Below are 20,693 nucleotides of genomic sequence, written 5' to 3'. Positions count from 1 at the left end.
ACGATGCGACGCTTCGCCTGCTGGCTGGTCGACACCGGCCCGGTCCTCGTCCTGGCCACCATCGCGGGTGCCGGATCGTTCACCCACATCCGCGACACCGCCGCCGACCACGGCCAAACCGGCTGGATGTCCTGGGCGGTAGCGGTCTGCATCGACCTCACCTGCGTCATGGCCGCCCGCGAACGCCAACGCGACAAGAAGACCGACCGGATGCGGCGCGGCCCAGTCTCCTGGCCCGTCCTCGTCCTGGCGGGCGGCATCGTCCTGTCCCTGGCGGCCAACCTCGCCCAAGCCGAGCCAACGGTTTGGGGCTGGATCACCGCCGCCACCCCTGCGGGCGCCTTCCTCGTCGCTATCTCGATGCTGGAGCGCCGCGCGAGCGAGCCTCGTCCCGCGCCGTCCCCGGCAGCTGTCCCCGTCCTGGACGCCAAGGACGAACAACAGGACGAGCGAGAGAACGCCCCTGCCCCGGCCCTGCTCGACTACGCCCGCCGCGTCGCCGACGAACACCACGCCAAGCACGGCAAGCCCATCACCCGCGACGCCCTCCGCACCCATCTCGGCGTCTCCAACCAACTCGCCTCAGACCTGCTCCACACCCTCCGCACCGCCTGACCGAAAAGAGAAGACCCATGACCGACGACAACCGGACCGCCCTCATCACCGGCCTGCGAGACCTAGCCACCTTCTTGGAGGCCAACCCCGGCCTCCCCGTGCCGAGGAACACCACCATCCACTACTTCCCGCGCCAACCCAGCGACGTCGACCTCTGCGCCGAGATCGACCAGATCGCCGCCCAACTCGGCTCGACGGTCCACGTCGACGAGGGCCCGCACGGCCATTACAGGACGTCGCTCCACTTCGGCCCCGTCGAGTACCGCGCCGTGGCCATCCTGTCCGCCGCCCGCGCCCGCTACGCCGCTCACGACAGCTACCACGGCTGTGTCCAGCCTGAATAGGAGCACCGACCATGCGAATCCGCCTCGACGGCACCCGCGCCGAAATCGTCGACGCCCTATTCCGCCTCCGCCTGAACTTCACCGTGGCCGGCGTCTCCCGCGCTTACCCCGACCGCGCACATCCGCACCACTGGCGGGTCTACGTCAACACCACACCCCGCGAAAGGAAGTGACCACCATGACCCGCCTCGCCTGCTGCACGTGCAACGGGACCGGACTCGACCTCGACCGCGAGACCTGTCGCGACTGCGACGGCACCGGCATCGACAACCACGGCGCATAGCGCAGCGCCCCCGGCCTGGCCGCACATCCGCCAAGACACACGCCAGGTCGGGGGCCATCCCCTCACCCGAACGAGCGAAGGGAGGACTCCATCTTGCCCGCAAACACCACACATCCGCACGCCATCACGGGCCTGATCACCCGGCTCAACGCCCCCGACTTCGACCGCTGGGCCGCCCAGATCCGCGCCACCGCAGGATGCCGACAGCCCATCCACCTACGCGGCAAGGTCGAACACTACGACGCCGCCACCGGCGCCCTGCTCCACCGCTACACCACGCGCAACGAGCCGGACGGCGTCCTGCGCCTGCCGTGCAAGACCCGCCGCGCCTCCCGCTGCCCAGCTTGCGCCGAGGTCTACCGCGCCGACACCTACCACCTCATCCGGGCGGGCCTCATCGGCGGCAAAGGCGTCCCTGACACCGTCACCGCCCACCCCACGCTCTTCGTCACCCTGACCGCCCCTTCATTTGGCGTAGTCCACCTCCGCAGGGAGAAGAACGGCAAGACCCTGCCCTGCCACCCTCGCCGCGACGCCAAGACCTGCCCGCACGGCAACGTCATGTCCTGCACGGACAAGCACCACAAGGACGATCCCCGTCTCGGCGAACCGCTCTGTCCCGACTGCTACGACTACACCGGCTCAGTCCTGTTCAACGCCCTGGCGCCGCTGCTGTGGAAGCGCTTCGCCGACTCCCTCCGCCGCCACCTCGCCAAGCTCGGCGGCTTGGCCCTCAAAGACCTCCGCGACCACCTGACGGTCTCCTTCGCCAAGGTCGCCGAATACCAGCGCCGCGGCGTCGTCCACTTCCACGCTGTCATCCGCCTCGACGGCCCCGGCGGACCCGGCGCACCACCACCGGCGTGGGCCACCGCCGACGCCGTGAAGCGAGCCGTACGGCACGCCGCAACCGTGGTCAGCGCCCTGATCCCCGCCATCGACGATCAGCCCGCCCACCTGTTCAAGTGGGGCGCCCAGCTCGACATCCGCCCCATCACCCTGGACGGCGACCTCACCGAGCAAGCAGTCGCCGGCTACATCGCCAAGTACGCCACCAAGGCCGCTGAGTGTGTCGGTACCCTCGACCGCCGCATCAACCCGCTCGACAACCTCGACGCCTTCAACCTCCGCGACCACGCCAAACGCCTGATCGCCGAATGCCTACGCCTCGGCGCGATCGAGGACCTAGCCGACCTCCGGCTCACCCAGTGGGCGCACATGCTCGGCTTCCGCGGCCACTTCTCCACCCGATCCCGCCGCTACTCCACCACCCTCGGCGCACTCCGCGCCGCCCGCGAAGACCACGCCCGCGACCACGAAATCACCACCGGACGCCTCCCGCTCTTCGACGAGGACACCGTCCTCGTGATCAGCGAATGGACCTACGCAGGCAAGGGCCACTCAGCCGGAGACCAGCTCCTCGCCGCTGCTCTCACCGGGACCAGGGACCGCCCATGACCAGGCTCCTCCTCACCGTCCCAGAGGCCGCGGAAGCCCTCGCCATCTCACGCAGCAAGCTCTACGAACTGCTCACCACCGGCGCTGTCGCCTCGCTGCGTATCGACGGCTCCCGCCGCATCCCCGTCACCGCTCTGACCGACTACATCACCCGCCTGACCACGAAGGAGGACGCAGCATGACCAAGACCCTCGCAGGAACCCCGGACGAACAACCCCGCAAGCGTAAGAAGACACCCAAGCTGCGCGACGGCGTGGTGAAGCGCGGAAGCACCTGGTCGTACGTGATCCGGGTCCGAGACCCCGAAACTGGCGAGAGTCGCCCTCGCTGGGTGAGCGGCTTCCCCACCGAGGACGAGGCCAAGGCCGCCCGCGACGAGGCCCGCGTCAAAGCGCGGCGCGGTGAGTACATCGACCGGAACGCGACCACTGTCGCCGAATACCTCGCCGATTGGATCGAGGGCCACGCCGTCGAGATCAAACCGCACACCCTCAAGGGATACCGCGACATGATCCGTCTCTACATCGTCCCGAGGATCGGCAAAGTCCGGCTGCAAGCACTCCGCCCGTCAGCGATCACGAAGCTCTACCGCGACCTCCTAACAAGTGGCGGCAGAACAGGCGGGCCTCTTGCGGCGAACACCGTCAAGCACGCCCACATTGTCCTGCGTAAGGCGCTGACCGACGCGGTGCTCGTCGACGAGCTCATCCCCAACAATCCCGCCGAGCGCGCGAAGCTGCCTCGCGTGCACGCCACCGAACCCGGCATGATCTGGACCGCCGCTCAGCTGCGGGCGTTCCTCGAGACGGCCTCCGACCACCGCCTGTTCGCCTTCTTCCGCCTGGCCGCCTATACCGGTGCGCGGCGCGGTGAACTGCTCAACCTGCGCTGGCGGGATGTCGACCTGGACACGCCTCAGATCCACATCAGAGGCTCCGCAGCTGTGATCGACCGTCAGCGTGTGGAAGGCACCACCAAGAGCGGACGCTCCCGCATGGTCTCGCTCGACGCCGGCACAGTCAGGGTTCTCAAGGCCCATCGCGCCCGCCAGGACGCCGACAAGCTCAAGCTCGGCGAGAACTGGAAGGGGAAGGACACCTACGTGTTCACGACCGGCTGGGGAGAGCCGGTGTTTCCTGACACGCTCAGCTCACTCATGCCGAAGCTCATCGAGGCCCACAACAAGAAGACTCCAGGTCTCCCCCATGCGCGCCTCCACGACCTTCGCCACATCCACGCGACGACGCTGCTCCTGGCGGGAGTTCCCGTCCATGTCGTCGCGGCCCGCCTGGGGCACGCCGACCCAGCCATCACCCTCCGGGTCTATGCACACGTCATCCATGAGCAAGCGGCGACGGCCGCCGACGTGTTCGCGGACGCCGTCAAGAACGCCGCCTGAAGATTCATGCCAGGTACGAGGGCTCTCCAAGCTCGGGAGGGCCCTCTTTTCCTATTCTTCTGGCCAGGCGGCGAGGATCTCGATGCCGATCACTCGGCCGCTCTCGTCCAGGCCGAGGTTGGCCATCGGGCTGTCCACCGTGACCGTCCGCGCCACACCACCGGGCGCGATCGGGCCCCGCAGATAGATGTACGCGGCCTCCGCCTCGGGGTCGTAGGTCCACGTGCCGGGATGCTCTTCGAGGGTCACGAAGTCTCCTGTTAGCAAGACTGTTAGCAAGATCTCAAGATTGTCCTGACAAATGAGAAGCCCCTGAACAGGTCATCCCTGTTCAGGGGCTTCTCGCAACAGAGCCGACGTGGGGAATCGAACCCCAAACCTTCTGTTTACAAGACAGATGCTCTGCCGATTGAGCTACGTCGGCACGGCCCAACAGTCTAGACGCTACCGCCGCCGATGACGAGCGACCTCGTACAACGTCACCCCAGCCGCCACCCCCGCATTGAGCGACTCCGCCGCCGCATGCATCGGGATGCGGGCCACCACGTCGCACTGCTCGCTCACCAACCGCGACAACCCCTTCCCCTCGGACCCGACCACCACGACCAGAGGCTCCTGCAGGAGCTCCACCTCGTCGATGTCGACGCGGCCCGCGCCGTCCAGGCCCACCACGAACAGGCCGGCCTCGCGGTACTCGCGCAGCGCGGCCGTCAGGTTGGACGCGCGGGCTACGCGGAGGTTGGCGAGGGCGCCCGCCGAGGTCTTCCAGGCGCCGCCGGTGACGCCGGCCGCCCTGCGCGAGGGGATGAGCATCCCGTGCGCGCCGAAGGCCGTGGCCGAGCGGGCGATGGCGCCCAGGTTGCGCGGGTCGGTGACGCCGTCGAGCGCGACGATCAGCGGGACCTCGGCGGCGTCGTGCGCGATCTCGAGGAGCTCGGAGGGGTGCGCGTAGGAGTAGGCCGGGATCTGCAGGGCGACGCCCTGGTGGACGGCGCCCTCGGTGAGCCGGTCGAGCTTGTCGCGGCTGACCTCGAGCAGCGCGACACCGTTGTCCGCGGCGACCTTGATGGCCTCGCGGACGCGGTCGTCGTTGTCGATGCGCTGGGCGACGTAGAGCGCGTTGGCCGGGACGCCCGCCACAAGCGCCTCGAGGACCGGGTTGCGCCCGCCGATGTACTCGGGCGCGTCCTCGGAGCGCTTCTGCCGTACCGGAGCCTTGGAGGAGGCTCCGCCCCGATCCTCGCGGGCGATGCGCTCACCGCGCGCCTTGTCCTTGTACCAGTGCCTCATGTGCGCAGGCGGAGTCGCGCCCTTGCCTTCCAGGGACCGGCGTACGTTGCCACCTGTGCCCTTGGCCGGTCCCTTCTTCTTGGAGGGTCTGCCCGACGCTCTTCCACCTGCTGCCATGCAACCAAGGGTACTAGCGGGACAACTCCCATCGCGCCCCATGCGGAGTGTCCTCGACCGTGACGCCCGCCGCGGTGAGCCCGTCCCTGATCGCGTCGGCGGCCGCGAAGTCCTTGCGCGCCCTGGCCAGGGCGCGCTGGTCGAGCGCGACCTTGACGAGCGCGTCGACCACGGGACGAAGGCCGGAGTCGCCCGTGCGCCACTGCGGCGAACGCGGGTCGAGGCCCAGGACGTCGAGCATGGTCTGGGTTTCGGCCAGCAGCCTGGCCACGGCCTCCTTGTCGCCGCGCGCCAGCGCCACGTTGCCCTCGCGCACCACCTCGTGGATGACCGCGAGGGCCTGGGGCGTGCCCAGGTCGTCGTCGAGGGCGTCGACGAAGGCCTGGGGCAGGGGCGCGTCGGCGTCGACGTCGTGGATGACCTCGGCCGCCCGTGTGACGAATCCCTCGATGCGCTGGTAGGCGGCGGCCGCCTCGAGCAGCGCCTCCTCGGAGTAGTCGATCGAGGAGCGGTAGTGCGGTGCCGCCAGGTAGTAGCGCAGCTCCACCGGCCTGACCCGCTCCAGCAGGTCGGGGATCAGCAGCGAGTTGCCGAGCGACTTGCTCATCTTCTCGGCGCCGATCTTGAGCATGCCGTTGTGCATCCAGTAGCGGGCGAACCCGTCACCGGCGGCCTGCGACTGCGCGATCTCGTTCTCGTGGTGCGGGAAGATCAGGTCGATCCCGCCGCCGTGGATGTCGAAGGTGGAGCCGAGGTACTTGGTGGCCATGGCCGAGCACTCCAGGTGCCAGCCGGGACGGCCAGGCCCCCACGGCGTGGGCCAGATCGGCTCGCCGGGCTTCTCGCCCTTCCACAGCGCGAAGTCGCGCGGGTCGCGCTTGCACGACTCGTCGTCGGTGTCGCCGGCGGCGCGCATGTTCTCGAGCTTCTGGTTGGACAGCTTGCCGTACTCGGAGGCGTAGGACTGGACGTTGAAGTAGACGTCGCCGCCCGAGGCGTAGGCGTGGCCGCGCTCGATGAGGCGCTGCATGAGCGTGACCATCTCGGGCACGTGCCCGGTCGCTCGCGGCTCGACGGTCGGCGGCAGGCAGCCCAGCGTGTCGTAGGCCCAGGCGAAGGCGCGCTGGTTGCGCTCGGCGACGACGAACCACGGCACGCCCTCGGCCGCGGCCACCCGAATGATCTTGTCGTCGATGTCGGTCACGTTCCGGCAGAACGTCACGTCGTAGCCGGAACGCGTCATCCAGCGCCTGAGCACGTCGAAGTTCACACCGGAGCGGATGTGCCCGATGTGCGGAGGCGCCTGCACGGTGGCCCCACACAGGTAAATCGACGCCCGGCCGGCTTCGACCGGAACGAATTCACGGATGGCGCGCGTGCTGGTGTCGTATAGGTGCAGGCTCACGAACGCAAGGCTAACGCCTCACCCCGCCTCACAGGCCGAAGAATCAGCCCCTGAGAGTCACCTTCTCGGCACGGATGCGCACGATCAGGCGCTCGTTGCCGGGCGTGTCCTCCCACGGCTTGCCCGTGTACTTGTGCGAGAGCTCCTGGATCAGCTCGCCGGTGGGGTCGTCCTCCATGACCACGCGGCCCCGCACCTCGGCGTACCTGAACGGGTTGGCGGGATCGATGACGAGGATGCTGGCCCTGGGGTCGCGCGCGAAATTACGCGGCTTGCGCCGTCCCTTCACCGTGGAGAACAGGACGTCGTCCCCGTCCGTCCGCACCCACACCACGCTCGACTGCGGTCCGCCGTCGGGGTTGATGCTCGTCACTGTGGCGTAGTTGGCGGCGTCGAACAGCTTACGTACGTCCTCGTTCATGAACACCATTGTTCTGTAGGCTCGAACCCGCCATGGATGTGACTCCCCCCTCCGCTCTGCGCCGCATCGGCATCGCGCTCGCCGGGCTCGCCGTCGCGGGCCTGACCGCCGCCGCCTGCGTCCTCTCCTTCGACGACCTGCGCGCCCTCGCCGTTCTCGGTACGGCCCGCGCCGACCTCGCCTATCTCTACCCCGCGGGCTTCGACGCCCTGCTGGTGGTCGCGCTGATCAGCGTGCTGCTGCTGCGCTCGGGACGACTGCTCGTGCGCGCCCAGGCGGCCGTCGTGCTGGTCCTGCTCATCGTGGCCGCCGCCACCGTCAACGTGCTCGCCGCGGTCGGCGGTCTCGGCCGCCTGCCCGCCCAGCCGGTGGCGGTGGGTGTGGCGGTCGCGCCGTGGGTGCTGCTGGCGGTGGCGCTGTGGCTGTGGCTGGTGCTGATCAAACACGTGCAGACGCGCCGCGCGACCCCCGACGAGCCAGGCGGTACGGCGGAGCCCGACATCCTGCCCTTCCGCGGACATCGTGAGGCGCCTCCCCTGACCGGCTCGGCCGAGCAGGAGCCCGAGCCGACCCCGGTGATCGGGCCCACCCCCGCTCCGGAGACGCCGCCGGTGTCGCAGCTCCCCTCGGTCCCCGAGCCCTCCATCCCGGTGTCGGAGCGTGTCGCCCGATGGGAGGCCGAGTCGCACAGGAGGGTCGAGGCGGAACGGCGCGCCGTACCCGAGCCACGCCTGGACCCCGACCCCCTGGATCTGGAGCCACGCCCGGACCCCGACCCCTCGGGCCAGGCGCCCGCAGGCGCTCCCGGCACGGCCGAGACCAACCCGACGGCAGGCCACCCGACGGAGGCCCACCCGACGGACGCCTACCCGACGGAGACCCGATCAGCGGACGCCTACCCAGAGGACGCCGCCGCGGACGAGCCCGTCCGAGCGGATGACGCCGTAGAGGCGGCTCGCGCCGCCGAGGAGGCCCGCGCGGAGGACGCTCGCAGGGACAAGGCTCAGGCGGAGGCTCGCGCGGAGGAGATCCGCGCGGAAGCTCTCCGGGCAGAGGCTCTCCGGGCCGAAGCTGAGGAGGCTCGCCTGCGGGAGGTCGCCCTGGAGGAGGCTCGACTGCAGGAGAAGGCTCGCAGGGAGGAGATGCGGCTGGAGGAGAGCGCGCCGGTGACCTGGGAGGCCCCGGAGGACGACACCGCGCCGCAGCACCCGCTCTCGCAGGACGACACGGCGCCGCACCACATCCCCTCGGCGGCCGCGCACCCGGAAACCCAGGAGCCATCGGCAGCCCCCCGAGTCGCCGAAGTCGAGCCCGCCCACGAAGCCGCGCCCGTTCCTGAGCCCGCACCCATGCCTGAGCCCGAGCCCGAGCCCGCGCCCGAGCGGCGGCGGCCCGTTCGCTGGGGGGATCTGCGCAGGACCCCGCCCGCCGACGTGCTCGTCCACCCCCGCCCCGACGCCAACCGCGACGCCGACACCCAGCCCGTCCGCGTCATCACCGACCACACCCCGAACCCCCAGAAGACGTTCGCCGCGGCCGACGGCCCCGACCCCGGCCACGGCCCCGAGGCGGCCGACGAGACCGAGCCCACGCACGGCCCCGCCCAAGCCGGCCCGCATCCCACCGGAGATGCCACAGCGCCGCAGGACCCCGGTGAGCCTCCGGCACAGGACCGTGCCGCGGACCCCTCCGCTCCGTCCCCCGGGGACTCCACCGGCGAGCACGACGCGCCGTACGCCGACGCCCCCTCAGGACGCCTGCGCAGCACCCCACGCCCACCCGAGGAGTAACCCTCGAGCCCGCACCAGCGGAGGAGTGCTCCTCGAGCCGCGCCCTCCCAAGGAGTGACCCCCAAGCCCGCGACCTTTCGAGGAGGGCGAACCGACGCGGGAAGTGGTTCACACCGGGAGACTCTTACGAGCCCAGGCGACCAAAGCGGCTCTGGAGAGCGAGTCGGACGGCCCTAAGCGGGAGAGTCGGCCGCGCCAGGCGAGCGGCCGAGAGCGGCCGCAGCGGGCGGCCGAGAGGGGGCCGCAGTGGGCGGCAGGAAGGGGCGCGGTGGGCGGCGGAGAGGGGCCGCGGTGGGCGACTGCCGTACGAGCCGCTCCCCCGCCCCCTGCACACCGCCCGCAAGCCACGATCGCCGGTGCGCTGAGCGCACCGGCGATCTGATGGCCTAGAGGTCGGTCTCCCTGAGGGATGCTGCTGAAGAGGGAACGGGAGACAGACCCGTACTACGGGACGGCGGCAGCCTCCGTCTCAGCGCGCGAACGCCTCACTCCCCGAGGTTCGGCGAGGCTGAGAGGAGCCTCCTGCCGCCTAAACGCTCGTGCCGCGACGGAGGCCCGCCACGATGCCGACGCCGACAACGGCCAGGACGACCTGCATCACCAGTTCGATCCAGTCGATGCCAGGGGTCGTCTGTACGCCCAGGACCTGGGCGAGAGCGGTGCCGATCAGTGCCGCCACGATGCCGACCACGATGGTCAGGATCCAGCCGATGGCCTGCCTGCCGGGAAGCAGAAGACGACCGATCGCGCCGATGACGGCACCGATGACGATGGCGCCGAGGATGGATGCGATTGTCATGAGAACCTCCCCGTGAGAGTGAGCTCTTCACTTCTCACGGGAGTCGATTACCCCTCTACACCGTGATTATCGCGTCCATGCCGAAGACGCAGGTCAGCGTGTACCCCTGCTCATCTGGGCCCGCGCGAGGATGAACACTCCTATGACCGCGAAGAGGATCTGCAGGCCGTGCTGGATCCAGTTGATGCCCCGCGTCTCGCTCACGCCGAGCAGGTAGGCCACGAAGGTGCCGAGCAGCGCGCCTACGACGCCCACCACCCAGGTCATGGCGATCGACATGTCCTGCTTGCCGGGCACGATGAGCCTCGCGATCGCGCCGATGATGATGCCGAAGACGATCGCGGAAATGATCGCACCGATCATGTCAGTCTCCCCCCGTGACGATGACATGTCAGAACGGGACATACCCGGCATTGGCGCAGTTTACGCACGCCAAAGGCGACGGTCCGTACCGCGCCAGTGACGGACCGTCGCCCTCGGTGGCATGGCGGGCTAGACATCACCCGCCGGGATTACCCCTCGCTAGAAAGACGCGCCAGAGCCCGTATCGGTTGTCCTGGCGACGACGAGCGCGGTCGCGAACGCCGCGATGCCCTCGCCCCGCCCGGTCAGGCCGAGGCCGTCGGTGGTGGTGGCGCTGACGCTCACGGACGCGCCCACGGCGGCGCTCAGCGCTTTCTCCGCCTCGGTACGGCGGGGCGCCAGCTTGGGTCTGTTGCCGACCACCTGGATGGCCACGTTGCCGATCTCGAAGCCGGCGGCGCGCACCACACGGGCGCTCTCCTCCAGCAGCGCGACGCCGGTGGCGCCTGCCCAGCGTGGATCGGACGTGCCGAACAGGCCGCCCAGGTCGCCGAGGCCCGCTGCGGACAGCAGCGCGTCACAGGCGGCATGAGCGGCGGCGTCGCCGTCGGAGTGGCCCTCGAGCCCTGTCTCGCCCGGCCAGTGGAGGCCGGCCAGATGGAGCTCACGGCCAGACGCGAACGGGTGGACGTCGACTCCGACGCCCACCCGTGGCAGATTCGTGTTCAGGAGTTGAGAACCTCGTCGAGCAGGGCCTCAGCCTTGTCCTCGTTGGTCTTCTCCGCGAGAGCCAGCTCGCTCACCAGTATCTGACGGGCCTTGGCGAGCATGCGCTTCTCGCCCGCCGACAGGCCGCGCTCGCGGTCACGACGCCAGAGGTCCCGAACGACTTCGGCGACCTTGTTGACATCACCCGACGCGAGCTTTTCAAGATTTGCCTTGTAACGCCGCGACCAGTTGGTCGGCTCCTCGGTGTGGGGCATGCGCAGAACGTCGAAAACGCGCTCAAGGCCTTCCTGGCCAACGACATCGCGCACACCGACAAGTTCCGCGTTCTCCGCAGGCACCTGGACGGTAAGGTCGCCCTTGTCGACCTTGAGAACCAGGTAGGTCTTTTCCACACCCTTGATGGTCCGGGTCGTGATTTCTTCGATCCGTGCAGCCCCGTGGTGGGGGTAGACGACAGTGTCGCCGACCTGGAAAGTCATGTGACAAGTACCCCTTCCGCTGTACTCCAGGGTACCACGCGTTCACAGCCTCCCGGAACAGTGAAATCACCATAACTGCAGGTCAAAGGCGCATATTACCACTTGACAACCGTTCAACTCTGTGAATCACAGAGTCTGACATACCGAATGACCTGCGGGGGCGCGGATATGACCATGAAGGCGGATGGATAAGGTAGGCGCTGCCCCAACTCGCACGCGCGCCATAAGGAGAACCCGCCCGTGACCAGCCGTCGCTGGATTATCGCCGCCGCTGCGTTCCTTGCCGCACCGGTACTGGCCGGCTGCGCCGCCGGATTCGACGCCAACACCAACCAGCCCTATGCCCCGAACGAGGCCGCCGCACTCATCCAGGACGGCTCCTACGGCACGCGCGGCATCAAGATCCCCCAGGCGTTCGTGCTCGGCCCCGACTCGGGCGCCAAGCTCGCTCAGGGCGGCTCGGCCCCCGTCTACCTCCACGTCGTCAACACCAACGGCGCGGCCGACCAGCTCGTCGGCGTCGTCGCCGCAGGGCTCGGCAACGTGAAGCTCGCCGCCCCGATCGCGCTGCCGAGCAACCAGGGCGTGAACACCGGCAAGCCCACGCCCCAGATCATGATCGAGGGCCTCACCAAGCCGCTGAGCGGCGGCGAGAGCGTCAAGCTCGACCTGCAGTTCGCCAACGCGGGCGTGGTGCCCGTCACGGTGCCCGTGATCACCCGTAGCCGTGAGTACATGGCCTACCCCATGGCCCCTGGCGCCACCCCCGCTCCGCCCAAGCCGACGCCGTCCGCGACGACCGCCGCCGAGTCGGGTCACTGACGCCGCTCTCCGTCCGGAGGGGCGCTCTCCGCGCCTCTCCGTACGACAGAAGGCTCTCTCCGCGCCTCTCCGTACGACAGAAGGCTCTCTCCGCGCCCTCCCCGCACGACAGGCGCCTCTCCTCACACGGCAGGGGCTTTCCGTGTCCTCCCCCTACGGCACGCCCGATCGGCGCCTCCGTCCCCGCGGGGTGCCCGTCCGGCGCGGGCGTGCCCCGGGGGGACTCCGGGTCCCGCCGTCACGGCGAGACGTCACAGGGCCCCTCAGCCCCCCGGAACAGCGAAACCCCGCCTGCCGTACAGCAGGCGGGGTTTTCGGTGTGGCGTCAGTCCTCGACGGGGTCGAACTTGTAGCCCAGGCCACGCACGGTCAGGATGCAGCGGGGGTTGGAAGGATCGGCCTCGACCTTGGCGCGCAACCGCTTGACGTGCACGTCGAGCGTCTTGGTGTCGCCCACGTAGTCGGCCCCCCAGACCCTGTCGATGAGCTGGCCACGGGTCAGCACCCTGCCCGCGTTGCGCAGCAGCACCTCGAGGAGCTCGAACTCCTTCAGCGGCAGCTGCACCTGCTCGCCGCGCACGGCCACGATGTGCCTGTCCACGTCCATCCTGACGGGCCCGGCCGCCAGCACCGCCGACTCCAGTTCCTCCACCGTGTCCCCCTGCCGCCGCAGCACCGCGCGGATGCGGGCGACGAGCTCCCTGGAGGAGAACGGCTTGGTGACGTAGTCGTCGGCGCCCAGCTCGAGGCCGACCACCTTGTCGATCTCGCTGTCCTTGGCGGTCAGCATGATGACGGGCACCTTGGAGCGCTGCCGCAGCGAGCGGCAGACCTCGGTGCCGGGCAGCCCCGGAAGCATCAGGTCGAGCAGCACCAGGTCGGCGCCGTTGCGGTCGAAGGTTTCGAGCGCCTCGGGGCCGGTCGTCGCGACCGAGACCTCGAACCCCTCCTTGCGCAACATGTAGGACAGGGCGTCGGAGAACGACTCCTCGTCCTCCACGACGAGAACGCGGGTCACAATCCCTCCTTTGTCGGGTTCGCGACCCGAAGCGTGAGCTGGTTGGTGTTGGCTTCGCGCCGCTCAGCCATTGGCGGCCTCCAGGGAGCGTTGGACGGGTACGGCGGAGCCGCCGAACGCCGGCAGGCGCAGCGTGAAGGTGGAGCCCGAACCCTCCTTGCTCCACACGCTCACCTCGCCCGCGTGCGCCACGGCGACGTGCTTGACGATGGCGAGGCCGAGGCCGGTGCCACCGGTCGCGCGGGACCTGGCCGCGTCGACCCTGAAGAACCTCTCGAAGATTCGCTCCAGCGACTCCTCGGGGATGCCGATGCCCTGGTCGCTCACGCTGATCTCGACCGAGTCGCCCGCGGGCCTGGCGCTGACCACGACCCTGGTGTGCTCCGGGCTGTAGGCGATGGCGTTGTCGATGAGGTTGCGCAGCGCGGTGACGAGCAGTTCGTCGTCGCCCCAGATGCGCAGGCCCTCGGTGCCGCCCGCGACCAACGTGATGTCCTTGGCGAGGGCCTTGGTGTTGCAGTGGTCGATCGCGTCGTGGACCGCCTCGTCGATCGGGACCTGTCCAGGCGTCGGGATGGGCTCGGCGCCCTGGATCCTCGACAGCGTGATGAGGTCCTGCACCAGGTAGGTGAGCCTCGCCGCCTCGTGCTGCATCCTGCCCGCGAAGCGGGTGACCGCCTCGGGGTCGTCGGCCGCGTCCTGGATCGTCTCGGCGAGCAGGCTGAGCGCGCCCACCGGGGTCTTGAGCTCGTGGCTGACGTTGGCGACGAAGTCGCGGCGGACGGCCTCGACCCTGCGTCGCTCGGTCTGGTCCTCCGCCAGCACGAGCACCTGGCCGTGGGAGCCGAGGGGCGCCACGCGCACCGCGAAGTTCGTGACCTCCTGGCCGAACTTGTGTCCGGCGACGTCGATCTCGCTCTCACGGATCTCACCGTCGCGCCGTACCTGCCTGGCCAGCGCGAGGAGCTCGGCGGCCATCATCCGGTCACCCTTCACTAAACCGAAGGCCCTCGCGGCCGAGCTGGCGCGCAGGACGCGGTCGTGAGCGTCCAGCACCACCGCGGAGGAGGGCAGTACGGCCAGAACGGAGGCCACGCCCTGCGGAAGAGCGCCGGTCTCCGCGTCATCTGCTGCGTCGGCCTTGCCCGGAATCTCGATCTGGTTCCGGTAGAACAGGACAGCGACAGCCCCGACGACGAATCCGGCCAAGGCCGCAAAGCTCATGGCCATCTCACCCATGCGCATCCTTCCTGAGTCCTACGACTCGATGGTAGGCGGCCTTTTCGGGCTTACAGACCCCTCACCAGGGCATGAACGGGGCCTTTCCCGGAAAGTTCATCTCTCGGTCGGGGTTCGTTCATCGCGTGACACGTACGGTGACGGCATGCGTGACGCCTACCACGAAGAACTCGATTCGCTGACTGACAAGCTGGTGGAAATGACCAGGCTTGTCCGCTCGGCCATCTCGAGGGCCACCACCGCCCTCCTCGACGCCGACCTGCCGCTGGCCGAGAGCGTCATCTCGCACGACGAGGAGATCGACCGGATCTTCGCGGACATCGAGGCCTCCATCTACGAACTGATGGCCAGGCAGCAGCCCGTCGCCATCGACCTGCGCATGGTCATCACCGCGCTGCGCATGGGCACCGACCTGGAGCGCATGGGCGACCTGGCCGAGCACGTGGCCAAGGTGGCCCGGCTGCGCCACCCAGACTCGGCGATCCCGCCGGAGATCCGCTCCACGATCGTGCAGATGGGCCAGATCGCCGAGAGCCTCATCACGAAGGCGGGCTCCTGCGTGGCCAGCCGCGACGTGGAGGCGGCGATGGAGCTCGAGCATGACGACGACGCGATGGACAGGCTGCACAGGCGGCTGTTCAAGGAGATCCTGCACAAGGACTGGAAGCACGGCGTGGAGCCGGCGATCGACATCACGCTGATCGGCCGCTACTACGAGCGCTACGCCGACCACGCCGTCCGCGTCGCCCGCGACGTCGTCTACCTGGTCACCGGATCCCGTCCGTCCTGAGGCCGTCCGGCGGCCACCGCCGGCTCACCGTGCGCTGTCGAGGAAGGTCAGCACGGCGAGGACCCTGCGGTGGCCGCCGTCGGAGGGCGGCAGGCCGAGCTTGGAGAAGATGTTGCCGACGTGCTTGTGCACGGCGTTGTCGGTGACGAACAGCCGCTTGCCGATCTCGGTGTTGCCGAGGCCCTGCGCCATCAGCGCGAGCACCTCGCGCTCACGGTTGGTGAGCGCGTCGACGGCGTTCCCGCCTGCCATGAGCTGGGCGATGACCTCGGGGTCCATGACGGTCCCTCCGTCGGCGACCCTGCGCAGGTCGTCGACGAACTCGCCGACCCTGCTCACCCTGTCCTTGAGCAGGTAGCCGACGCCGCCGGAGCCGTCGGAGAGCAGTTCGCGCGCGTAGACCTTCTCGACGTACTGCGACAGGACCAGCACCGGCAGGCCCCTGTGCGCCTGCCTGATCGCCAACGCCGCCCTGATGCCCTCGTCGCGGAAGGTGGGCGGCAGACGGACGTCGGCGATCACGGCGTCGGGCCTGTGGTGCTCCACGGCCTCCATGAGCCCTTCCGCGTCGGTGACGATGGCGGCCACGTCGATGCCCTTGGTGCCGAGCAGCAGTTCGAGCCCTGCCGAGAGCAGGACGTTGTCCTCGGCGATCACGACGCGCATGGCAGCTCCACGGTGATCGCGGTGGGCCCGCCGGGCGGGCTGGAGACGAGCACGGTGCCGTCGAGCGCGGCGGACCTGCGCCGGATGCCGACCAGGCCGGTGCCGCGGCTCTCGTCGGCCCCGCCGATGCCGTCATCGGTGACCTCGACGATCAGCCTGCCGTCGTGCCTGCTCATCCGCACCGTGACCCGGGTCGCTCCGCTGTGCTTGGCGGCGTTGGTGAGCGTCTCGGCCACGATGAAGTAGGCGGGCGCCTCGACGGCGGCCGGCAGCCTGCCCAGCTCGCCCAGATCGAGCTCGGCGGGGACGGCCGAGCCTGCGGCGAGCGAGGCCAGAGCGCCTTCGAGCCCCCTGTCGGCCAGGATCGGCGGATACATCGTGCGGATCACGTCGCGCAGCTCGGTCATGGCCTCCTCCGTCCCCTCGTGCGCCTCCTGCAGCAGTCTGGCGAGCGTGCCCGACTCGTCGGGAGGAAGCGCCTCCCTCGCCACCCCCAGCCGCATCGCGATGGCCACGAGCCTGGCCTGGGTGCCGTCGTGCAGGTCGCGTTCGATGCGGCGCAGTTCGGCGCCGTGGGCGTCGAGCACGCCCGCGCGGCTCTCGGTCAGCTCGCCGACCCGTTCGGCCAGCTGCTCCTCGGCCGAGGGCTCCAGCGCGGCCAGGCTCACGCGGGCCTCCCACCGCGCCAGGCGCGGCATCGCCCACGCGGTGAGCGCCCCGCCGAGCACGATCTGCACGGCGCCCAGACCGAGCGCGCTGCCCCATCCCGTCACGGGGACCGCCAGCAGAACCGTCATCGGTTCGTCCGCGGGGAAGATCCACCACAACGTGGCCGCGATGAGGCCGCCCACCGGAAGGCCGACGCAGAGGAGCGCGCCCAGCCCTGAGGCGAGGCCGATCACGATGTGCTGAAGGGCCCAGCGCAGGTCGCGCCTGTTCCCTCTGTCGTCGAGCAGCTGACGCCACTGCGCGCCCACGCCCTTGGCCAGGGTCGCGGACCGAGGGGTGATGGTGACGCCGAGCAGCTCGGCGGCTCTGCGGCGGTGCCACTCGGCCCACAGCCGCAGGCCCGCCACCATCCGGGGGAACACCACGAGCCCGACGCCGCCCAGCCCGGTGGAGAGCGCGCCGACCGCGAGGAATGGCACGACGAGAATCGCCGCGAGCGCCGTCGGCAGGCCGATCAGGAGATATCGGCTACCGCGCCACACTTGGTCCCAACGTTCACGCATGCCGTCCAGTCTGCTGTAACGCGCGAACCGCTCGCACTACAGCAGACTCCACCTTCCGGCCGTACGGCCCGTCAGCGTCCCTGGTTGGCGACGGCCTCGATGGCCGCCTTCGCCGCCGCGGGGTCGAGGTACTCGCCGCCGCGCACGAGCGGGTGGAAGTCGGCGTCGAGCTCGTAGCGCAGCGGGATGCCCGTGGGGATGTTCAGCCCGGCGATGTCCTCGTCGGAGATCCCGTCGAGGTGCTTGACCAGGGCGCGCAGCGAGTTGCCGTGCGCGACGACCAGCACCGTGCGGCCCGCGACCAGGTCGGGCACGATCGAGTCGTACCAGTAGGGCAGCATGCGGTCGACGACGTCCTTGAGGCACTCGGTCCTCGGCATCAGCTCCGACGGCAGCACCGCGTAGCGGGCGTCGCCGACCTGGGAGTACTCGGCGTCGTCGTCGAGGGGCGGCGGCGGCACGTCGTAGGAGCGGCGCCACAGCATGAACTGCTCCTCGCCGAACTCCTCGCGCGTCTGGGCCTTGTTCTTGCCCTGCAGCGCGCCGTAGTGGCGCTCGTTCAGCCGCCACGAGCGGACGACCGGCAGCCAGGCCAGGTCGGCCGCGTCGAGCGCCAGGTTGGCGGTGCGGATCGCGCGGGTCAGCAGGCTGGTGTGGACCACGTCGGGCCTGATGCCTGCCTCGACCAGCAGCTCGCCACCCCTGCGGGCCTCCTCCTCACCCTTGGGTGACAGGGGGGCGTCCACCCATCCGGTGAACATGCCCTTGACATTCCATTCGCTCTCGCCGTGCCGTACGAGCACCAAAGTCGCCATGCGGACAAGCCTAGCGAGCGGGCTTGCGTGCCACACCACACAGGAAATACGGGGGCGAATCCCTGAACGGGACGTGGTCGGGGTCCTCGGGGCGCCACTCGGGCAGGTTGACCATCCCCGGCTCCACCAGCTCGAGACCGTCGAACAGGGCGATGATCTCCGCCGAGCCGCGTGCGGTGAACGGCGCGGACGCCTCCTGGTAGACGCGCTCGACGCCGGGCGCGATCTCGGGCCTGATGTCCTTGCAGGCGTGGGAGAGCGCCATGAAGCTGCCGGGCGCCATCGCGGAGGTGAGCGTCGCCATGATGGGCGTGGGGTCGTCCTGGACGAAGTGGACGATCGCCACCATCAGGACGGCGACCGGCCTGGAGAGGTCGAGGTGCTCGCCGGCGTCGGCGAGCAGGCGCTCGGGCTCGCGCAGGTCGCCGTCGATGATCCGGACGTGGGGGCTGTCCTGGAGCAGGGCGCGGGCGTGCGCGAGGACCTGGGGGTCGTTGTCGACATAGACGACCTTCGCCTCCTCGCCCGCCAGCTGGTGCACATTCTCCTGCGTCGGCAGGCCGGTGCCGATGTCGAGAAACTGGGTGATGCCCTGCTCCCTGAGGAAACGGACCGCCCGCCCGAGAAAGGCGCGATTCTCCCTCACCATGAAGGGGACGTGCGGAACGATCTCCAGCACTTTCTCCGCCGCTGCGCGATCGGCGGGGAAGTTGTCCTTGCCGCCGAGGTAATAGTCATACATTCGCGCGACATTAGGGATACTGGGATCAAAGCTCACGAATCGCGATCGTACGGCAACGAAGGCGGGCCGATCATCTGATTCGGCAACCGATTCGTCGGGCTACGAGGGTGACCGGTCCGGGTCGGCGAAGCGGGCGAAGGCCCGCAGATTGGCCAGCGACTCCCCTCGCTTGGCCCGCCACTCCCACTCGCGCCTGATCGAGGAGGCGAAGCCGAGCTCCAGCGCCCTGTCGAACCACTCGTCCGCGTAGGTGAGCACGCAGCCGAGCAGCCTGTCGAGCTCCTCCTCGCTGATCGCCGCGAGCGGGACCCTGCCGACGAGGTAGACGTCGCCGACGGGGTCGACGGCGAAGTGCACGCCGTACATGCCGCCGTTCTTGCCCAGCAGCCACTTGTAGAACTCGGCGTGGTTCTCGTCGGGCTGGCGGCAGAAGAACGCCTCCACGTGCAGCGCCTGGTCGCCGACGATGAGCCAGGTCATCGTGGCCAGCTTGTGCTGGCCCGGCAGCTTCACCAGGAACGCGCCAGGACGCGGCTCCTCGAAGGAGACCTCGGCGGACTTGAGCGCGGCTTCCAGCACATCCCTCATACGGCAAGCCTAGACATGTCGCGCAGATGTGACACGGCGCCGCCGTAGACGTCCATCAGCCTGGCGGCCGTGGCCGACCAGCCGAACGCGTTGGCGTGCGCCCGCGCGCCCTCGGACAGCTCGTCGCGCCACCGCGGCTCGGTGACGAACCTGCGCAGGACCCGCGCCCACGTGTCGGGGTCGTGGCCGTCCACGAGCACCCCCGAGACGCCGTCGTTCACGGCGGTGCGCAGCCCGCCCACCGAGGCCGCGGCCACGGGGGTGCCGCACGCCTGCGACTCGAGCGCGACCAGGCCGAAGGACTCGCTGTAGGACGGCACGACCGTCACGTCGGCCGCGCGGTACCAGTCGGCGAGCTCGTGCTGCGGAGCGGGGGGCACCAGCCGTACGACGTCGGAGATGCCGAGCTCGGCGGCCATCTCGGTGAGGATCGAGGGGCGGGCGAGGCCGTTGCCCGAGGGACCGCCGACGGCGGCGACCACGAGACGGCCGCGCAGCGAGTGATCCTCGATCAGCATCCTGGCGGCGGCGCGCAGCAGCACGTCGGGGGCCTTGAGCGGCTGGATCCTGCCCACGAACAGCAGCACGTGGGCCTCCTGCGGCAGGCCGAGCCTGTGCCGGGCGGCGCCCTGCGAGGCGGGCTGGAAGACGGTGAGGTTGACGCCGGGATTGACCACGGCCACCTGGTCGGCGGGCGCGCCGTACAGGTCGACGAGCTCGCCGGCCTCGGCCTCGGTGTTGGCCACGAGGCGGTCGGCGATCTCCACGACCTGCTCCTCGCCGAGCACCCGTGCTTGGGGCTCCGGCTTGTCGTCCTCGGCCAGCAGCAGGTTCTTGACCTTGGCCATGGTGTGCATGGTGTGCACGAGCGGCACGCCCCAGCGCTCCTTGGCCAGCCAGCCGACCTGGCCGGAGAGCCAGTAGTGGGAGTGGATGAGGTCGTAGTGGCCGGCCTCGTACATCGCCTCGGTGCGCAGCACGCCGGAGAGGAACGCGCACAGCTGCCCCGGCAGCTCGCGGCGGTCGAGCTCCTCGTAGGGACCGGCGGTGATGTGCCTGACCAGCACGCCGGGGGCCAGCTCCGCCACGGGGGGCAGGTCGCGGGCCGTCTGCCTGGTGAAGATCTCCACTTCGACGCCGAGTTGGGCCAGCCGTTTGGCGGTTTCCACGATGTACACGTTCATACCGCCGGCGTCGCCGGTCCCCGGCTGGTCCAGCGGAGACGTGTGCATGCTCACCGTCGCGACCCTGTTGACGCGTCGCCTCACCAGACATCACCTCCAAAGGGGCTATAACTAGCCAGAACTTTCCGACATTCCCGCGGAAAGATCAGCGATTCGTGCCCTGGC

General features: G+C 69.6%; 25 protein-coding genes and 1 tRNA gene. 9 read left to right on the top strand and 17 right to left on the bottom strand.

Translation table 11 applies throughout. The annotated features are described in order from the left end of the window. Positions 1-3 precede the first annotated feature (3 nt). The 6 genes from ABFX50_RS39740 to ABFX50_RS39715 all read left to right on the top strand — a co-directional run bounded on the left by ABFX50_RS39740 (position 4) and on the right by ABFX50_RS39715 (position 4,099). Positions 4-615: a DUF2637 domain-containing protein gene (locus tag ABFX50_RS39740; protein ID WP_346154022.1), complete on the top strand. Its 612-nt coding sequence runs from the start codon at positions 4-6 to the stop codon at positions 613-615. A 17-nt stretch (positions 616-632) separates the two neighbouring features. Then, complete coding sequence (locus ABFX50_RS39735) at positions 633-959, top strand: ferredoxin reductase domain-containing protein (RefSeq protein WP_346154020.1); 327 nt, start codon at positions 633-635, stop codon at positions 957-959. An 11-nt stretch (positions 960-970) separates the two neighbouring features. Then, complete coding sequence (locus ABFX50_RS39730; RefSeq protein ID WP_346154018.1) at positions 971-1,132, top strand: DUF3970 family protein; 162 nt, start codon at positions 971-973, stop codon at positions 1,130-1,132. A gap of 203 nt (positions 1,133-1,335) precedes the next feature. Further along, a complete protein-coding gene (locus ABFX50_RS39725; protein WP_346154017.1) occupies positions 1,336-2,700 on the top strand; it encodes a replication initiator in 1,365 nt (454 codons plus the stop codon). Continuing rightward, a complete protein-coding gene (locus ABFX50_RS39720) occupies positions 2,697-2,882 on the top strand; it encodes a helix-turn-helix domain-containing protein (protein ID WP_346154015.1) in 186 nt (61 codons plus the stop codon). Before ABFX50_RS39725 ends, ABFX50_RS39720 begins: the two co-directional genes overlap by 4 nt. After that, the gene (locus ABFX50_RS39715; RefSeq protein ID WP_346154013.1) at positions 2,879-4,099 is read left to right on the top strand and encodes a tyrosine-type recombinase/integrase; all 1,221 of its coding nucleotides are present in this window, start codon (positions 2,879-2,881) and stop codon (positions 4,097-4,099) included. Before ABFX50_RS39720 ends, ABFX50_RS39715 begins: the two co-directional genes overlap by 4 nt. Positions 4,100-4,150: 51 nt before the next feature. Here ABFX50_RS39715 and ABFX50_RS39710 read toward each other — a convergent pair whose 3' ends face one another. From ABFX50_RS39710 to ABFX50_RS39690, 5 genes are all read right to left on the bottom strand, one after another. Further along, positions 4,151-4,348 (bottom strand): DUF2283 domain-containing protein, encoded by a 198-nt coding sequence (locus ABFX50_RS39710; RefSeq protein WP_346154011.1) that lies wholly within the window; start codon positions 4,346-4,348, stop codon positions 4,151-4,153. 102 nt (positions 4,349-4,450) lie between these two features. Beyond that, positions 4,451-4,523: transfer RNA gene (locus ABFX50_RS39705), tRNA-Thr, on the bottom strand. Between the two features lie 20 nt (positions 4,524-4,543). Continuing rightward, positions 4,544-5,506 carry a 23S rRNA (guanosine(2251)-2'-O)-methyltransferase RlmB gene (gene rlmB, locus ABFX50_RS39700; protein WP_183651150.1) on the bottom strand — a complete coding sequence of 321 codons (963 nt, stop codon included), beginning with the start codon at positions 5,504-5,506 and terminating at the stop codon, positions 4,544-4,546. Between the two features lie 13 nt (positions 5,507-5,519). Then, positions 5,520-6,911 carry a cysteine--tRNA ligase gene (cysS, locus tag ABFX50_RS39695; protein WP_183651154.1) on the bottom strand — a complete coding sequence of 464 codons (1,392 nt, stop codon included), beginning with the start codon at positions 6,909-6,911 and terminating at the stop codon, positions 5,520-5,522. Positions 6,912-6,954: 43 nt separating this feature from the next. After that, positions 6,955-7,332, bottom strand: a complete 378-nt coding sequence (locus ABFX50_RS39690) for a PPOX class F420-dependent oxidoreductase (RefSeq protein ID WP_346154008.1) — start codon at positions 7,330-7,332, stop codon at positions 6,955-6,957. Between the two features lie 32 nt (positions 7,333-7,364). On the opposite strand from ABFX50_RS39690, the gene ABFX50_RS39685 reads away from it, so the two are divergent. Then, positions 7,365-9,122, top strand: coding sequence for a DUF2637 domain-containing protein (locus ABFX50_RS39685; protein WP_346154006.1), 1,758 nt, complete (start codon positions 7,365-7,367; stop codon positions 9,120-9,122). A 529-nt stretch (positions 9,123-9,651) separates the two neighbouring features. Here the strand turns inward: ABFX50_RS39685 and ABFX50_RS39680 are convergent. The 4 genes from ABFX50_RS39680 to ABFX50_RS39665 all read right to left on the bottom strand — a co-directional run bounded on the left by ABFX50_RS39680 (position 9,652) and on the right by ABFX50_RS39665 (position 11,432). Further along, positions 9,652-9,921 carry a GlsB/YeaQ/YmgE family stress response membrane protein gene (locus ABFX50_RS39680; RefSeq protein WP_183651161.1) on the bottom strand — a complete coding sequence of 90 codons (270 nt, stop codon included), beginning with the start codon at positions 9,919-9,921 and terminating at the stop codon, positions 9,652-9,654. Positions 9,922-10,014: 93 nt separating this feature from the next. Continuing rightward, the gene (locus ABFX50_RS39675) at positions 10,015-10,284 is read right to left on the bottom strand and encodes a GlsB/YeaQ/YmgE family stress response membrane protein (protein ID WP_183651164.1); all 270 of its coding nucleotides are present in this window, start codon (positions 10,282-10,284) and stop codon (positions 10,015-10,017) included. Between the two features lie 159 nt (positions 10,285-10,443). After that, a complete protein-coding gene (gene ispF / locus ABFX50_RS39670; protein ID WP_183651167.1) occupies positions 10,444-10,932 on the bottom strand; it encodes a 2-C-methyl-D-erythritol 2,4-cyclodiphosphate synthase in 489 nt (162 codons plus the stop codon). Between the two features lie 17 nt (positions 10,933-10,949). Further along, a complete protein-coding gene (locus tag ABFX50_RS39665) occupies positions 10,950-11,432 on the bottom strand; it encodes a CarD family transcriptional regulator (protein WP_181615762.1) in 483 nt (160 codons plus the stop codon). A gap of 240 nt (positions 11,433-11,672) precedes the next feature. On the opposite strand from ABFX50_RS39665, the gene ABFX50_RS39660 reads away from it, so the two are divergent. After that, positions 11,673-12,254, top strand: coding sequence for a copper chaperone PCu(A)C domain-containing protein (locus ABFX50_RS39660; RefSeq protein WP_346154003.1), 582 nt, complete (start codon positions 11,673-11,675; stop codon positions 12,252-12,254). Positions 12,255-12,579: 325 nt separating this feature from the next. On the opposite strand, the gene ABFX50_RS39655 is transcribed toward ABFX50_RS39660, so the two are convergent. Together ABFX50_RS39655 and ABFX50_RS39650 are read right to left on the bottom strand one after the other, a co-directional pair. Next, positions 12,580-13,272: a response regulator transcription factor gene (locus ABFX50_RS39655; RefSeq protein ID WP_183651173.1), complete on the bottom strand. Its 693-nt coding sequence runs from the start codon at positions 13,270-13,272 to the stop codon at positions 12,580-12,582. Positions 13,273-13,335: 63 nt separating this feature from the next. Next, positions 13,336-14,502, bottom strand: a complete 1,167-nt coding sequence (locus ABFX50_RS39650; protein ID WP_183660240.1) for an ATP-binding protein — start codon at positions 14,500-14,502, stop codon at positions 13,336-13,338. A gap of 154 nt (positions 14,503-14,656) precedes the next feature. On the opposite strand from ABFX50_RS39650, the gene phoU reads away from it, so the two are divergent. Then, positions 14,657-15,301: a phosphate signaling complex protein PhoU gene (gene phoU, locus ABFX50_RS39645; RefSeq protein WP_183651176.1), complete on the top strand. Its 645-nt coding sequence runs from the start codon at positions 14,657-14,659 to the stop codon at positions 15,299-15,301. Between the two features lie 24 nt (positions 15,302-15,325). Here phoU and ABFX50_RS39640 read toward each other — a convergent pair whose 3' ends face one another. The 6 genes from ABFX50_RS39640 to mshA all read right to left on the bottom strand — a co-directional run bounded on the left by ABFX50_RS39640 (position 15,326) and on the right by mshA (position 20,612). Then, positions 15,326-15,967 carry a response regulator transcription factor gene (locus ABFX50_RS39640; RefSeq protein ID WP_346154001.1) on the bottom strand — a complete coding sequence of 214 codons (642 nt, stop codon included), beginning with the start codon at positions 15,965-15,967 and terminating at the stop codon, positions 15,326-15,328. Continuing rightward, complete coding sequence (locus tag ABFX50_RS39635) at positions 15,955-17,199, bottom strand: sensor histidine kinase (protein WP_346153999.1); 1,245 nt, start codon at positions 17,197-17,199, stop codon at positions 15,955-15,957. The genes ABFX50_RS39640 and ABFX50_RS39635 overlap by 13 nt, the downstream gene beginning before the upstream one ends. 71 nt (positions 17,200-17,270) lie before the next feature. Further along, on the bottom strand, positions 17,271-18,014 hold the full coding sequence (locus ABFX50_RS39630; RefSeq protein ID WP_346153997.1) for a phosphoglyceromutase: 744 nt from the start codon (positions 18,012-18,014) through the stop codon (positions 17,271-17,273). 10 nt (positions 18,015-18,024) lie between these two features. Next, on the bottom strand, positions 18,025-18,756 hold the full coding sequence (locus tag ABFX50_RS39625) for an SAM-dependent methyltransferase (RefSeq protein WP_379504802.1): 732 nt from the start codon (positions 18,754-18,756) through the stop codon (positions 18,025-18,027). A gap of 99 nt (positions 18,757-18,855) precedes the next feature. Then, positions 18,856-19,344, bottom strand: a complete 489-nt coding sequence (locus ABFX50_RS39620) for a type III secretion system chaperone family protein (protein ID WP_346153993.1) — start codon at positions 19,342-19,344, stop codon at positions 18,856-18,858. Beyond that, a complete protein-coding gene (mshA, locus tag ABFX50_RS39615) occupies positions 19,341-20,612 on the bottom strand; it encodes a D-inositol-3-phosphate glycosyltransferase (protein WP_428834723.1) in 1,272 nt (423 codons plus the stop codon). Before mshA ends, ABFX50_RS39620 begins: the two co-directional genes overlap by 4 nt. Between the last annotated feature and the right edge of the window lie 81 nt (positions 20,613-20,693).

The sequence above is a fragment of the Nonomuraea recticatena genome (genome assembly GCF_039533245.1).
Taxonomy (GTDB): Bacteria; Actinomycetota; Actinomycetes; order Streptosporangiales; family Streptosporangiaceae; genus Nonomuraea; species Nonomuraea roseola.
Note: the sequence above shows the minus strand (reverse complement) of the source record. Positions and strands in the feature narration are given on the sequence as shown.

Excerpts from the sequence above, each read along its gene's own strand:
- ABFX50_RS39740 (WP_346154022.1), top strand. The coding sequence starts at position 4 with ATGCGACGCTTCGCCTGCTGGCTGGTCGACACCGGCCCGGTCCTCGTC.
- ABFX50_RS39735 (WP_346154020.1), top strand. The coding sequence starts at position 633 with ATGACCGACGACAACCGGACCGCCCTCATCACCGGCCTGCGAGACCTA.
- ABFX50_RS39730 (WP_346154018.1), top strand. The coding sequence starts at position 971 with ATGCGAATCCGCCTCGACGGCACCCGCGCCGAAATCGTCGACGCCCTA.
- ABFX50_RS39720 (WP_346154015.1), top strand. The coding sequence starts at position 2,697 with ATGACCAGGCTCCTCCTCACCGTCCCAGAGGCCGCGGAAGCCCTCGCC.
- ABFX50_RS39715 (WP_346154013.1), top strand. The coding sequence starts at position 2,879 with ATGACCAAGACCCTCGCAGGAACCCCGGACGAACAACCCCGCAAGCGT.
- rlmB (WP_183651150.1), bottom strand. The coding sequence starts at position 5,506 with ATGGCAGCAGGTGGAAGAGCGTCGGGCAGACCCTCCAAGAAGAAGGGA.
- ABFX50_RS39690 (WP_346154008.1), bottom strand. The coding sequence starts at position 7,332 with ATGAACGAGGACGTACGTAAGCTGTTCGACGCCGCCAACTACGCCACA.
- ABFX50_RS39685 (WP_346154006.1), top strand. The coding sequence starts at position 7,365 with ATGGATGTGACTCCCCCCTCCGCTCTGCGCCGCATCGGCATCGCGCTC.
- ABFX50_RS39680 (WP_183651161.1), bottom strand. The coding sequence starts at position 9,921 with ATGACAATCGCATCCATCCTCGGCGCCATCGTCATCGGTGCCGTCATC.
- ABFX50_RS39675 (WP_183651164.1), bottom strand. The coding sequence starts at position 10,284 with ATGATCGGTGCGATCATTTCCGCGATCGTCTTCGGCATCATCATCGGC.
- ABFX50_RS39665 (WP_181615762.1), bottom strand. The coding sequence starts at position 11,432 with ATGACTTTCCAGGTCGGCGACACTGTCGTCTACCCCCACCACGGGGCT.
- ABFX50_RS39650 (WP_183660240.1), bottom strand. The coding sequence starts at position 14,502 with ATGGCCATGAGCTTTGCGGCCTTGGCCGGATTCGTCGTCGGGGCTGTC.
- phoU (WP_183651176.1), top strand. The coding sequence starts at position 14,657 with ATGCGTGACGCCTACCACGAAGAACTCGATTCGCTGACTGACAAGCTG.
- ABFX50_RS39640 (WP_346154001.1), bottom strand. The coding sequence starts at position 15,967 with ATGCGCGTCGTGATCGCCGAGGACAACGTCCTGCTCTCGGCAGGGCTC.
- ABFX50_RS39635 (WP_346153999.1), bottom strand. The coding sequence starts at position 17,199 with ATGCGTGAACGTTGGGACCAAGTGTGGCGCGGTAGCCGATATCTCCTG.
- ABFX50_RS39630 (WP_346153997.1), bottom strand. The coding sequence starts at position 18,014 with ATGGCGACTTTGGTGCTCGTACGGCACGGCGAGAGCGAATGGAATGTC.
- ABFX50_RS39625 (WP_379504802.1), bottom strand. The coding sequence starts at position 18,756 with ATGTATGACTATTACCTCGGCGGCAAGGACAACTTCCCCGCCGATCGC.
- ABFX50_RS39620 (WP_346153993.1), bottom strand. The coding sequence starts at position 19,344 with ATGAGGGATGTGCTGGAAGCCGCGCTCAAGTCCGCCGAGGTCTCCTTC.